11 protein-coding genes are annotated in these 12,585 nt (G+C 67.9%); 5 read left to right on the top strand and 6 right to left on the bottom strand.

The features are described from left to right. The first annotated feature begins 57 nt into the window (after positions 1 to 57). Positions 58 to 447: a JAB domain-containing protein gene (locus AC1RTO_RS09950; protein WP_493160711.1), complete on the top strand. Its 390-nt coding sequence runs from the start codon at positions 58 to 60 to the stop codon at positions 445 to 447. 218 nt (positions 448 to 665) lie between these two features. On the opposite strand, the gene AC1RTO_RS09945 is transcribed toward AC1RTO_RS09950, so the two are convergent. The 3 genes from AC1RTO_RS09945 to AC1RTO_RS09935 are packed head-to-tail and all read right to left on the bottom strand — an operon-like array spanning position 666 to position 5,097. Continuing rightward, the gene (locus AC1RTO_RS09945; protein WP_493160710.1) at positions 666 to 1,400 is read right to left on the bottom strand and encodes a class I SAM-dependent methyltransferase; all 735 of its coding nucleotides are present in this window, start codon (positions 1,398 to 1,400) and stop codon (positions 666 to 668) included. After that, on the bottom strand, positions 1,397 to 2,524 hold the full coding sequence (gene prfB / locus AC1RTO_RS09940; protein ID WP_293876189.1) for a peptide chain release factor 2: 1,128 nt from the start codon (positions 2,522 to 2,524) through the stop codon (positions 1,397 to 1,399). Before prfB ends, AC1RTO_RS09945 begins: the two co-directional genes overlap by 4 nt. 56 nt (positions 2,525 to 2,580) lie before the next feature. Further along, positions 2,581 to 5,097 (bottom strand): penicillin-binding protein 1A, encoded by a 2,517-nt coding sequence (locus AC1RTO_RS09935; protein WP_493160709.1) that lies wholly within the window; start codon positions 5,095 to 5,097, stop codon positions 2,581 to 2,583. A gap of 202 nt (positions 5,098 to 5,299) precedes the next feature. Here AC1RTO_RS09935 and AC1RTO_RS09930 point away from each other — a divergent pair, with 202 nt between their 5' ends. The 4 genes from AC1RTO_RS09930 to AC1RTO_RS09915 all read left to right on the top strand — a co-directional run bounded on the left by AC1RTO_RS09930 (position 5,300) and on the right by AC1RTO_RS09915 (position 9,173). Continuing rightward, entirely contained in the window at positions 5,300 to 6,649 is a 1,350-nt protein-coding gene (locus AC1RTO_RS09930) for a M48 family metalloprotease (RefSeq protein ID WP_493160708.1), read from the top strand. Further along, on the top strand, positions 6,646 to 7,359 hold the full coding sequence (locus tag AC1RTO_RS09925; protein WP_493160707.1) for a DsbA family protein: 714 nt from the start codon (positions 6,646 to 6,648) through the stop codon (positions 7,357 to 7,359). Before AC1RTO_RS09930 ends, AC1RTO_RS09925 begins: the two co-directional genes overlap by 4 nt. A 126-nt stretch (positions 7,360 to 7,485) precedes the next feature. Next, a complete protein-coding gene (locus AC1RTO_RS09920; protein WP_493160706.1) occupies positions 7,486 to 8,415 on the top strand; it encodes an ABC transporter ATP-binding protein in 930 nt (309 codons plus the stop codon). Continuing rightward, positions 8,412 to 9,173 carry an ABC transporter permease gene (locus AC1RTO_RS09915; protein ID WP_493160705.1) on the top strand — a complete coding sequence of 254 codons (762 nt, stop codon included), beginning with the start codon at positions 8,412 to 8,414 and terminating at the stop codon, positions 9,171 to 9,173. The genes AC1RTO_RS09920 and AC1RTO_RS09915 overlap by 4 nt, the downstream gene beginning before the upstream one ends. Here the strand turns inward: AC1RTO_RS09915 and AC1RTO_RS09910 are convergent. The 3 genes from AC1RTO_RS09910 to AC1RTO_RS09900 all read right to left on the bottom strand — a co-directional run bounded on the left by AC1RTO_RS09910 (position 9,163) and on the right by AC1RTO_RS09900 (position 12,579). Beyond that, entirely contained in the window at positions 9,163 to 9,879 is a 717-nt protein-coding gene (locus AC1RTO_RS09910; RefSeq protein WP_493160704.1) for a CPBP family intramembrane glutamic endopeptidase, read from the bottom strand. The genes AC1RTO_RS09915 and AC1RTO_RS09910 overlap by 11 nt on opposite strands. 208 nt (positions 9,880 to 10,087) lie before the next feature. After that, the gene (gene glpX / locus AC1RTO_RS09905; RefSeq protein ID WP_493160703.1) at positions 10,088 to 11,062 is read right to left on the bottom strand and encodes a class II fructose-bisphosphatase; all 975 of its coding nucleotides are present in this window, start codon (positions 11,060 to 11,062) and stop codon (positions 10,088 to 10,090) included. A gap of 86 nt (positions 11,063 to 11,148) precedes the next feature. Beyond that, positions 11,149 to 12,579: a carbohydrate porin gene (locus AC1RTO_RS09900; protein ID WP_493160702.1), complete on the bottom strand. Its 1,431-nt coding sequence runs from the start codon at positions 12,577 to 12,579 to the stop codon at positions 11,149 to 11,151. Positions 12,580 to 12,585: the final 6 nt, after the last annotated feature.

Below are 12,585 nucleotides of genomic sequence, written 5' to 3'. Positions count from 1 at the left end.
CACCGAAACGGATGCGCTCGCAGGTGCGCCCGCGGCGACCCGCGGCAAGGCTGCGACATGGCCGACGCCCCCGCCTTGCCCCTGATCGCCGACGCGCACGCCGCCGCCGGGCAGCTCGCGGACCTGCGCGACTCGCCCTTGGAGCGTGCGGTCGTGCTCTATCTCGATCCGGAATGGAGGTTGTTGGGCCGCGCCGACTTCACCGGCACCACGACGCAGGTCGCCCCGTCGTTCCGCGCGATCTTCGCTGAAGCGCTCCGCCTCGACGCCGCCGCGCTGGTGCTTGTACATAACCATCCCGGCGGCGACAACACCGCGAGCGCGGCCGACCTCGCCTTCACCCGCGCGCTGGTCCGCACCGCGGCGGCGCTCGACATCGTCGTGGCGGACCATCTGATCGTCACCGGCGACACCGTCACCAGCCTGCGCGAAGCCGGGGCGATGTAGCCGGCCTCGCCGGTTCGGTGCGACGTGACAGCAAGATTGTGCGCGCAGAGGCGCGGAGGACGCGGAGACGTCTCGTGTGGGGCAGGGAAATCCTGTCATCTCCCCAGATCATGGGGAGGACCGCCGACGCGGCAAAAAACACCTCCGCGTCCTTCGCGCCTCCTCGCGCGCACACGCGTTCCTTGGGAACACGCATCGATCGGGGTCGAAAACCGGCCCTAGCCGCGCAGGACGCAGGCCTTCATCGCTTCCGGCGCCGGCCGCGGGCCGACGGCGCGGAAGGTAGCGACGTAACCGCCAGCAGACGGCATCTCGGTCATCGACACCTGGCGATAGCCGACCGCCTCGAACTCGCAGCGCAGCAGCGCCGGCGGCGTGCCGTGGTTCCTGGTCTGGCGGTTGGCGTCGACCACCACGACCAGCCCGTCGGGCTTCAGCGCCGGCCGCAACCGCCACAGGAATTCATAGGGCTGCGCGATCTCGTGATACATGTGGACCATCAGCACCCGGTCGAAACTCGCCACGGGCAGCTTGGGATCGGCCGGCGCGCCGAGCCGGACCGAGACGTTCTCCAGATCCTCGCGCGCAACGCGCTCGGCCAGTGCATCGCGCACCCCGGCGACGATATCCTCCGCCAGCACCCGGCCGTTCTCGCCGACGCGCTGCGCCAGCCGGATCGTGTAATAGCCCTCGCCCGCGCCGATGTCGGCGACGGTCATGCCGGGTGCGATCCCGGCCCGATCCATCACCTCCGCCGCTTCGTTCAGCCGGTCGCGCGCTTCCTCGTTCGACCAGCGCGCCGAGACGATATGCGCCACCGGCCGGTCGGCGGCGGGGAAGAGCACCGGCTGTTCGTCACGCTTGATGAGCGGCTTGGACCCGTCGCACGCGATCAGCACGAGGCACAGCCCGCACGCGGCCGCGCCGGTCAGGGTCCGCCGCCCGGGGGTCAATCGACGTCCTCCACCTCGACCTTTTCGCCGGTCACGCGCTGCGACAACGCCGCCGCCATGAACGGATCGAGTTCGCCGTCGAGCACGTCGCCAGGGGCGGTCGAGGTCGTGCCGGTGCGCAGGTCCTTCACCAGCTGATACGGCTGGAGCACGTAGGAGCGGATCTGATGCCCCCAGCCGATGTCGGTCTTGGTCGCATTCTCGGCATTCGCCGCCTGTTCGCGGATCTGCAATTCGCGCTCGTACAGGCGCGCGCGCAGCTGATTGTACGCCTCCGCCTTGTTCTTGTGCTGCGAGCGCTGGTTCTGGCACTGCACGACGATGCCGGTCGGAATGTGCGTGATACGCACCGCCGAATCGGTGGTGTTGATGTGCTGCCCGCCCGCGCCCGACGCGCGATAGGTGTCGATGCGCAGGTCGCTCTCGTTATATTCGACCTGGATGTCGTCATCGATGACCGGATAGACCCAGACGCTCGAAAAGCTCGTGTGCCGCCGTGCCGCGCTGTCGTACGGGCTGATCCGCACCAGCCGGTGCACGCCGCTCTCGGTCTTGGCATAGCCATAGGCGTTCTCGCCCTTGACCAGCAACGTCGCCGACTTGATCCCCGCCTGTTCGCCGGCGTGATAGTCGATCAGCTCGACCTTCATGCCGCGGCGTTCGGCCCAGCGCGTGTACATGCGTTGCAGCATGCCCGCCCAGTCCTGGCTCTCGGTGCCGCCGGCGCCCGAGTTGATCTCGATGTAGGTGTCGTTGGCATCGGCCTCGCCGGCCAGCAGCGCCTGGATCTTGTCGTGGTCGGCGCGCTTCGCCAGCGCGGCGAGCGCCTCGACGCCCTCCAGCTCCATCGCGGTGTCGCCCTCCGCCTCGGCCATCTCGATCAACTCGACGGTGTCGTCCATCTCGGACTGGATCGCGCGCGTCGCGGTGACCGCCTCATCCAGCCGGCGGCGTTCGCGCATCACCTCCTGCGCGGCCTTGGGGTCGTTCCACAGGGCCTGGTCCTCGACGCGCGCGTTCAGCTCGTCGAGACGGCGGAGCGCGCGATCCCAGTCGAGGAACCGGCGAAGCAGCGCCAGTGCGTCCTTGATGCTATCGACGTGGGATTGCGCTTCGGCGCGCATGAAAACTCTCCGGTAAGATCGGGTTGGGCGGGAAAGCGCCTATATAGGAAGCGGCGCTAGTAGATTCCGCCTTCCTTTTGCAAGAAATCGCTGTCGCGCGGGGTCTCCGCCCGCTTGGCCGCGACGGTCGCGGTCGCGGCGGGGGCCGGTCCGCGGCGGATTGCGCGGCGCGGCTCGCTCTGCGGCTTGAACGCCTCCCAGATCACGCCCGCCTTGGGATCGGTGTCGGTCGGGAAGGTGCCGTAGACCGGCCGGCCGCTGCCGCGGTCGATCCGCACCATGCGGATGCCCGCCGGCGCGCGGAACGGCAGCTTCTCCAGCCCGTCATAGGCCTTGACCGCAAACGCCTTGAAGATCGGCGCGGCGAAGGTGCCGCCCTGCGCATAGCCGCCGAGGTTGGTCGGCGTGTCGTAGCCGACGTAGAGCCCGCCGACGAACTGCGGCGTACCGCCGACGAACCAGACGTCGGTCGGGCCGGTGGTGGTGCCGGTCTTGCCGAACATCGGCCGGTCGAGATCGCGCAGCACCACCGCCGTGCCGCGCTGGATCACGCCTTCGGTGATGTGCACCATCTGGTAGGCGGTCATCGCGTCGATCACCTGCCGGGTGCGGTCGCCCGGCCGCGGCATCGACTTGCCGTTCCAGTCCTTCGCATTGCAGCCGTCGCAGGCGCGCCAGTTCTCGGGCAGGATCACCTTGCCGTGACGGTCCTGGACGAAGTCGATCAGCGTCGGATTGTGCGCGCGGCCGTTGTTGGCGAGCGTCGCATAGGCGTTGACCATGCGCGTCACCGTGGTGACGCCGGCGCCCAGCGCATTGGCGAGATAGGGCTGGTAATCGCCCACCCCCATCCGCTTCATCGTGTCGACGACCTTGGGCATGCCGGTGGTCGCGGCGGCGCGGACCGTCATCAGGTTGCGCGACTGTTCGATGCCCCAGCGCATCGTGTGCGGCCCCGCCGCGCGCATGTTGCCGAAGTTGCGGAAGCATTTCTGCCCCAGCCGCGCGCCCTGATCGACGCAGAACGGCCCGTCGACGATGATCGATGCCGGGGTCATGCCGTTTTCGAGCGCGGCGGAATAGACGATCGGCTTGATCGTCGATCCGGGCTGGCGCAGCGCCTGCGTCGCGCGGTTGAACGCGGCGAGACGGCTGTCGAAGCCGCCCTGCATCGCCAGCACGCGCCCCGTCGCCGGCTCTTCCACGACGAAGCCGCCGGAAATCTTGGGCACCGATCGCAGCGCATAGGCATCGCCTTCGGGTGCCACCGCGAGGATGTCGCCCGCCTTGATCGCGGCGAAGCTGGTACCACCCTTGCCCCGCACCGGCATCTGCGCTGCCCGGCGCGGCAGCGTGCCGGTCTTGCCGTCGGCGAAGCCGATGCTCCATGCATCGCCGTCGCGTGCGATCGCGATGCCCGCGCGCCAATCGCGATAATCGAGCCCGATGTTGGTGTTGAGCAGCGGCTGCAACCATGCGCCGTCCTCTCCCAGATCGACGTGGCGCAGCGACCCCGACCAGCCGCGCCCGCGATCGTAGCGGAGCAGGCCGTCGCGCAGCGCCTCGGCGGCGAGGTCCTGCAACCGCGTGTCGAGCGAGGTGCGCACCCACAGGCCGCCCTGATAGACGCCATAGGGTCCGTCGCGCGCCGTCTCACCGAACTTGTCGATCAGCTGGCGGCGCACCTCCTCGACGAAATAGCCGCCGACCCGTTCGAACTTCGGCGTCCGGCGCAGGATCGTGCCGAGCGGTTCGCCGACCGCCGCATCGTGCTGCCCGCGGGTGATGAAGCCGTTGCGCAGCATCTCGCCGAGCACATAGTTGCGCCGCTCCATCGCGCGTTCGGGATGGCGGACGGGATCGTAGTTCGACGGCCCCTTGGGCAGGATCGCCAGATAGGCGAGCTGCGGAAGATCGAGTTCGTCGAGCTCCTTGTCGAAATAGGCGTGGCTCGCCGCCTCGACACCGAATGCGTTGCGGCCGAGTGCGATCTGGTTGAGGTAGAGCTCGAGGATCTGCGGCTTGGTCAGCGTATCCTCGATCTTATACGCGAGGATCGCCTCCTTCAGCTTGCGCGTCGGCGAATATTCGTTGTTGATGAGCAGGTTCTTGACCACCTGCTGGGTGATCGTCGATCCGCCCTTGGCGCGGCGGCCGGTGCCAAACTTCTGCGCATAGTCGATCACCGCACCGGCGAGGCCGGGATAATCGACGCCGTGATGCTCGAAGAACGTCTTGTCCTCCGCCGCCAGGAAGGCGCGGACCAGCATCGGCGGATATTCCGCATAGCTCAGCTCGACGCGGCGTTCGCGGGCATAGGACTGGATCGGCGTGCCGTCGATGCCGCGCACGTTGGTCGGCAGCGGCGGTTCGTAGGTGCGCAGCTGGTCGACCGACGGCAGACCGCGCAGGATCGTCACCCACAGCACGCCATAGCCGATCAGCGCCAGCCCGGCGAGGATCGCCAGCCCCTTCACCCACCAGCGCGCCCACGACCGGCGCGCAAACCCGCGCAGCCCGCCATGGTCGTGGAACCTCGTGAATCGGGTGGTGCGGGGTGCTTCGGACGCCATGATACTGGCGCCGGCGTGTAGCAGGTTCGGGGCGGGTTGCCACCCTCGCCCCACCCCCGCCCCACAGCTCGCCACTCACCTGCCGTTCAGCCGCCCGCGCTACATCCCGTCGCATGCCAGCCCGCATCCACCGTTTAGCCGTGACCTGCCCCACGGCCATGCCTATGGTGCCGCCCGTGCCACCCCTGACCGGTTCCTCGACATGAAGCGCCTTGCCGTCGCCGCCATCGCCACCTTGCTCGCCGCGCAGCCGGCGCAGGCGCAGTCGATCCTGCGCGATGCGGAGACGGAGGCGATGTTCGCCGACATGTCGGTGCCGCTGGTCAAGGCGGCCGGGCTCAGCCCCCGCGACGTCAAGGTCGTCCTCATCAACGACGATTCGATCAACGCCTTCGTCGCCGGCGGGCAGACCGTCTACGTCCATTCCGGCCTGTTGCAGGCGGCGACCAACGCCAATCAGGTGCAGGGCGTCATCGCACACGAACTCGGCCATATCGCGGACGGCCACGTCGTGCTGGCCGATGCGGGCATCAAGCCGGCGATGAACATCACCCTGCTGTCGATGGTCCTCGGCCTCGCCGCGATCGCCGCGGGTGCCGGCGAGGCGGGCGCGGGCCTCATGGCGCTCGGCCAGTCCGCCGGCATGGGCAAGTATCTGTCGTTCAGCCGCACGCAGGAATCCGCCGCCGATGCCGCCGGCGCGCGCTACCTGACCACCGCCGGAATCACCGGCAAGGGCATGCTCAGCTTCTTCAAGACGTTGCAGCAGCAGGAATATCGCTACGGCGTCGAGAATATCGACCCGTTCATGCAGACGCACCCGCTGTCGGGGGACCGCATCGCGCATCTGACCGCGGACCTGCAGGCCTCGCCGGCGTGGAACAAGCCGTCCGACCCGGCGCTGGAGGAGCGGTTCCGCCGGGTGAAGGCGAAGCTGGAGGGCTATGTGATGACGCCCGACCGCACGCTGAAGGATTTCCCGGAAACCGACACCAGCATCTACGGCCATTATGCCCGCGCCTATGCCTTCCACAAGGCGGGCTATCCCGACAAGGCCGATGCCGAATCGCTTGCGCTCATCAAGGCCGATCCGAACGATCCCTATTTCCAGGAGGTCCGCGGCCAGATCCTGCTCGAGGCCGGCCGCCCGACCGAGGCGGTTGCCCCGTTGCGCGCCGCGACCGAGGGGACGCGCAACAATGCGCTGATCGCCACCACCTTCGGCCACGCGCTGATCGCGACGGAGAACAAGGCCAACTACCCCGAGGCGATCCGCGTACTGCGTGTCGCCACCGGTCGGGACGACGAAAACCCCTTCGCCTGGTATCAGCTCGGCACCGCCTATGAACTGACCGGGGACACCGCCCGCGCCGCGCTCGCCACCGCCGAGCGTGCCAGCATGAACGGCGACCACCGTACCGCCGCGCAGAGCGCGCGCTATGCGCTCGCCAATATCCCCGCCAACACGTCCGACTGGATCCGCGCGCAGGACATCGCGATGGCCGCGCAGAACGACATGGACGACAACCCGAAGAAGTATAAGAAACGGTGACACGCTATACCCTGCCGCTGATCGCGGTGCTCGGCGCGGTGATCGGCGCCGGCGCCGTCTGGAGCTACGACCGTTTCGCCGCACCCGGCGGTGCGGATCGCATGCGGATCGAGCGCGTCGTTCACGATTACGTGCTCGCGCATCCCGAGATCATCCCGCAGGCGATGCAGAGGCTGCAGGACCAGCAATCGGGACAGGCGGTCGCCGCGAATCGCGACGCGATCACCGCGCCGTTCGGCAGCGCCTGGGCCGGCAATCCCAAGGGCGACGTCACCCTGGTCGAATATTTCGATTACAATTGCGGCTATTGCCGCGCGGCGCTGCCGCTGATCGCCGATCTCATCAAGCGCGATCCCAACCTGCGCGTCGTCTATCGCGACCTGCCGATCCTGTCGGATGAAAGCCGCATCGCCGCCCGCGCCAGTCTCGCCGCCGCGCAGCAGGGCAAGTTCCAGGGCTTCCACGACGCGCTCTACGCGGGCGGGCCGGTCAGCGACGCCTCGATCAAGGGCGCCGCGGCAAAAGTTGGCGTGTCGCTCGCCGCGATCGACGTGGCTGCGGTGGATGCCGAGATCGCCAAGAACATGCAGACCGCGGCGAAGCTCGGCATGAACGGCACGCCGAGCTGGGTGGTCGGCGACCGGATCCTGTCCGGCGCGCTACCGATCGAGGAGATCGAGAAAGCGATCGCCGCGGCGCGGGGGGCATAGGAGACTATCCCGTTGTTCCGTCGGGGCGAGGCGATGGCGACGGACCACCCGGGCCCTCCCCCCCTGCCCCTACCCCTAGTCTTCCCCCACCCCACCCCCTATCTCCCGCGCCACAGGGGGACCCCAATGCCGGAACCGATCCTCGCCATCGCTGGCGTGTCCAAGACGTACAAGGGCGGCTTCACCGCGCTCCATCAGGTCGACCTGACGATCAACAAGGGTGAAATCTTCGCGCTGCTCGGCCCGAACGGGGCGGGCAAGACCACCCTCATCAGCATTATCTGCGGTATCGTCACGCCCTCGACCGGAACGATCACCGTCGCCGGCCACGATGCGCTGACCGACTACAAAGCGGCGCGCCGGATGATCGGCCTCGTCCCGCAGGAACTGTCGGTCGACATGTTCGAGACGGTGCTCGCCACCGTCACCTTCTCGCGACGGCTGTTCGGCCGGTCGGGGCACAGCGCCTATATCGAACAGGTGCTGCGCGACCTGTCGCTATGGGACAAGCGCGACGCCAAGATCATGGAGCTATCCGGCGGGATGAAGCGCCGCGTACTGATCGCCAAGGCGCTGGCGCACGAACCCGACATCCTGTTCCTCGACGAGCCCACCGCGGGCGTCGACGTCGCGCTGCGCCGCGACATGTGGAAGCTGGTCCACGGGCTGCGCGAGCGCGGCGTCACGATCATCCTGACCACGCATTATATCGAGGAGGCCGAGGAGATGGCCGACCGCGTCGGCGTCATCAACCAGGGCCGGCTGCTGCTGGTCGAGGAGAAGGCCGCGCTGATGAAGAAGCTCGGCAAGCGCGAGCTCGATCTCACGCTGGTCGAGCCGCTCGACGGCGTGCCGCCCGGGCTCGAACGCTGGCAGCTGAGCCTCGTCAACGAGGGGCGCACATTGCGCTACGTCTTCGATGCGACCGAGGAACATACCGGCATCCCGTCGCTGCTGCGCGAACTGGCGGACCGTCACATTGCCTTCAAGGACCTCGAAACCTCGAAATCGAGCCTCGAGGACATCTTCGTCGATCTCGTGGAGACCCGGGCATGAACCTCCACGGTATCTGGGCGATCTATCGCTTCGAAATGGCCCGCGCGCTGCGGACGCTGTGGCAGAGCCTCGTTGCGCCAGTGCTCACCACCAGCCTGTATTTCATCGTCTTCGGTGGCGCGATCGGCAGCCGGATGCAAAGCGTCGACGGCGTCGGCTATGGCAGCTTCATCGTACCGGGGCTCATCATGCTGTCGCTGCTGACGCAGAGCGTCGGCAACGCCTCGATCGGCATCTACTTTCCCAAATTCACCGGCACTATCTTCGAACTGCTCTCCGCCCCCGTCTCGGCGATGGAGATGGTGCTGGGCTATGTCGGCGCCGCCGCGACCAAGTCGGTGATACTCGGCGTCATCATCCTGCTGACCTCGTCCTTCTTCGTGCCGATCAAGGTGCTGCATCCGGGCGCGATGGTCGCCTTCCTGTTGCTGACCGCGGTGGCGTTCAGTTTGTTCGGCTTCATCCTCGGCATCTGGGCGAAGAGCTTCGAACAGCTCAACTTCGTGCCGATGCTGCTCATCACGCCGCTGACCTTCCTCGGCGGGAGCTTCTATTCGATCGACATGCTGCCGCCGGCGTGGCGGACGGTGAGCCTGTTCAACCCGGTCGTCTACCTCGTCAGCGGGTTCCGCTGGAGCTTCTTCGGCAAGGGCGACGTCGATATCGCGGTGAGCCTCGGCGTGACGCTGGGCTTCCTCGTCGCGTGCCTCGCGGTCATCGCCTCGATCTTCAAGAGCGGCTGGCGGCTCAAGAACTGAGCCGTCGCCGCAGCCGGGCGCTGAGCGCCGGGCGCAGGACGAGCGCGTTGACGTCCACCAGCGCATGCACCGCGACCGGCAGCCAGAGCGCGCCGCTGCCCATGTAGAGCGCGGTCAGCAGCGCGCCGCCGATCGTGTTGGTGGCGACGCCGGCCCAGCCCTGATAGCGGTGCATGGCGGCGAAGCAGAGCATACCGACGATCACGCCCGCGGTGCCCGATCCGGTCGCGAGCGCGACGATCAGCGGCAGCCACAGGCGGTAGAACAGCTCCTCCGCCACCCCCGCGGACAGCGCGAGCACGGCGGCGGGCCACAAATCCGCATCGCTTGTCGGCATGATCGACCGCACGTCGCCCGCGGTCCATGGCGCCCGGCCCCGCCGCGCCCGCCACCAGGTCAGCACCAGCCCGAGCAAGCTGCCCCCTGCGAGCCCGGCCACAACCAAAGGGATGCCGATCGATCCCGGCGGGATGTCGAGATACCAGGCGAGCGGCACGAATTCCGGCGGCAGCTGCGCGATGCTAGACAGGCGTCGAAGCGCCAGCAGGCCGAGCAGCGCCGGCGCGGCATAGCCGAGCCATAGCCCCGACGCCCAGCGCAGATGCCGGGCGCGCAGGTCGATTCGCATCCAGGCGAACAGCTGACCACGGCGGAGCAGGACCGCCTGATAGGCAAGGGTCAGGACGAGGAGGAACGCGACGGGCATATCGATGCGATTGTCACCACCCCTACTTCGTAGCCCTGATTCGCCCCCTCTCATCGTCATCCCAACGAACGTCGCGACCCAAGCCCCGGGGGCAGCCGAGGTTTGGCGCCACCCCGCGACCTTCAACCATGGGCTCCGGCTTTCGTCAGGATGATGATCGTCGGGATGGGCCGAGAACCGCTGAGGCGCGATGCCGACCCGCCACCGATCAATCCGTCCGGTGTTCGCCCTTGACCCAGCGCACGGTGCCGGTCGAGGCGCGCATCACGACGCTCTCGGTGGTCATCTTGCCTTTGCGGCGCTTGACACCCTCCAGCAGCGACCCGTCGGTGACGCCGGTCGCGGCGAAGATGCAGTCGCCCTTGGCCAGTTCCTCGAGGTCATATTGCTTGTCGAGGTCCTCGATCCCCCATTTGCGCGCACGGCCGCGCTCGTCGTCGTTGCGGAACAGCAACCGGCCCTTGAACTGGCCGCCGACGCAGCGCAGTGCCGCGCAGGCGAGCACACCCTCGGGCGCCCCGCCCGATCCCATGTAGACGTCGATCGTCGTGTCGGGATCGGCGGTCGCGATCACACCGGCGACGTCGCCGTCACCGATCAGCATCACGCCGCAGCCGAGCGCGCGCAGCTCGGCGATCAGCGCCTCGTGGCGCGGACGGTCGAGCACGCAGGCGATGATCTCGCTCGGCTTGACGCCCTTCGCCGCGGCGATCGCCTGCACGTTCTCGGTCGGGGTCTTGTCGAGGTCGATGATCCCGGCAGGCAGGTTGGGCCCAACCGCGATCTTGTCCATGTAGACGTCGGGCGCGTTGAGCAGCCCGCCCTTTTCGGCGATCGCCAGCACCGCGAGGCTGTTCGGCCCTGCCTTGGCGCAGATCGTCGTGCCTTCCAGCGGGTCGAGCGCGATATCGATCGCCGGGCCGTTGCCGGTGCCGACCTTCTCGCCGATGAACAGCATCGGCGCCTCGTCGCGCTCGCCCTCGCCGATCACCACGGTGCCATCCATGTCGAGTTCGTTCAGCGCCTCGCGCATCGCCTCGACCGCGGCGGCGTCGGCGGCCTTCTCGTCGCCTCGCCCGGTCAGCGTCGAAGCGGCGATCGCGGCCGCTTCGGTGACGCGCACCATCTCGAGGACGAGGACGCGATCGAGGACCTTACTCGCGTTGAGGCTGGCGTCGGGCATGATATTCCCTCTGTTTAACGTGTATAACAGATCGATAGGCCGACGCGGCCCGCTTGTCGAGCGACGAACCGCGCTGCCGTAACGGCTTACAGCGTGATCGCCGCCTTCAACCCGAGCACGCCGACGTCGTCCGCCTGCCGTATCCCGCCGGGATGATGGATATATTGCAGGTTCGGCCGCAGTTCGAGCCAGTCGGCGGGATGGATGCTGTAATAGACCTCCGCCGCATATTCGGCGTGGCGCACCGCCGTGCCCGGCACCAGCCGGTCGGCCCGTGCGGCGCGGCCGTTGACGTTGGTCCGCGCGATGCCGACGCCGAGAACGTCGCCCGGCACCGCCGGCACCAGCCCCTTGTAGAACAACCCCAGCGACACCTGATTGTCGGTGACCGAGGTGGCGCGGTCCGCCTGGGTGACGTTGAAGAACATCGACAGGCCGGTAAGCGACTTGCCGTCTTTCGACGTGCCGGTCAGCTGCTGCTGCATCGTCGCATAGACGCCGTAGCGGCTCGAGCGCCGCAGTGGCGACAGCCCCGTCACGACGCTGGCGTTACGATTCGCATCGAACAGCACGTCGTCGCCGTTCGCGGTGCCGATCCAGCCGCCGACCTTGTACGATCCGACGTTGCCGCCCCGCTCGCCGGCATTGCCGCCGCGCGTCCAGCCGATCTCGACCGGGACCAGCATCCCCGTCGCGCCCTTGAACCGCGCGATGAAGAAGTCGTTGTCGAGGTTGCGCGGATTGATCTCGTAGACGCCGCCCTGCACGTACAGGTCCTGCGGGAGCGCGACGCGGATGCGGGCGCCCCATTGGCCGATCGGCCAGTTCTGCCAGTAATCGCCGACCAGATTGCCCGGTTGCGCGCCGCAGAAGCTGAGATTCATGAAATGGCAGGAGAAGACCGCAAAATCCTCGCCCGGATTGGTCCGGCCGAGCTTGATCTCGACCGCCTCGCCGATCCGCTGTTCGTACCAGAGCTGCGTCACCCGCCCGGTCTGGCCACGACCATAGACCTCCTGCACCTGCTGCAGCGAATCAATGCCGGCATCGGTGGTGAGGTTGCGTCCGCGCCGCCACGTCACCGTCGCCTGGAAGGCGCCACCGGTCAGCCCGACGAGCTTGTCGAGATCAAGCAGCACGCCGGCGTCGAACTGCCCCGTCTCACGGAACAGCTTCCGGTCGCCGCCGGCAAAGTTATAACCGCTTTCCGATGCATAGCGCGCGGTGACGCCGATGCCGCGCTGGCCGAGCCGGGTGCGGATGTCTTGCCAGTCGCCGATCAGGCCGGGCGGCGGTGTGCTCTGCGTGTCGCCGATCAGTGCCGAGGGCGAGGTGTCGCGGGTGCGGCTGATCGGCGTGCGTGGCCGGCGCTGCGTGTCGCCCTGGCTGCTGTCGGGCGCCGCCTCCGCGGTGTCGGGGGCAGGCGGCGAGGCGCCGACGTCGATCTGTTGCGCCTGCACAGGGCCGGCCAGCAGCGTGGCGGCGACAAGGCCAAGTACGAACCTGGGCAGCGTCATGGCAGG

The sequence above is a fragment of the Sphingomonas sp. GW821-FHT10F09 genome (genome assembly GCF_058809195.1).
This window is presented reverse-complemented; position numbering and strand designations above follow the sequence as displayed.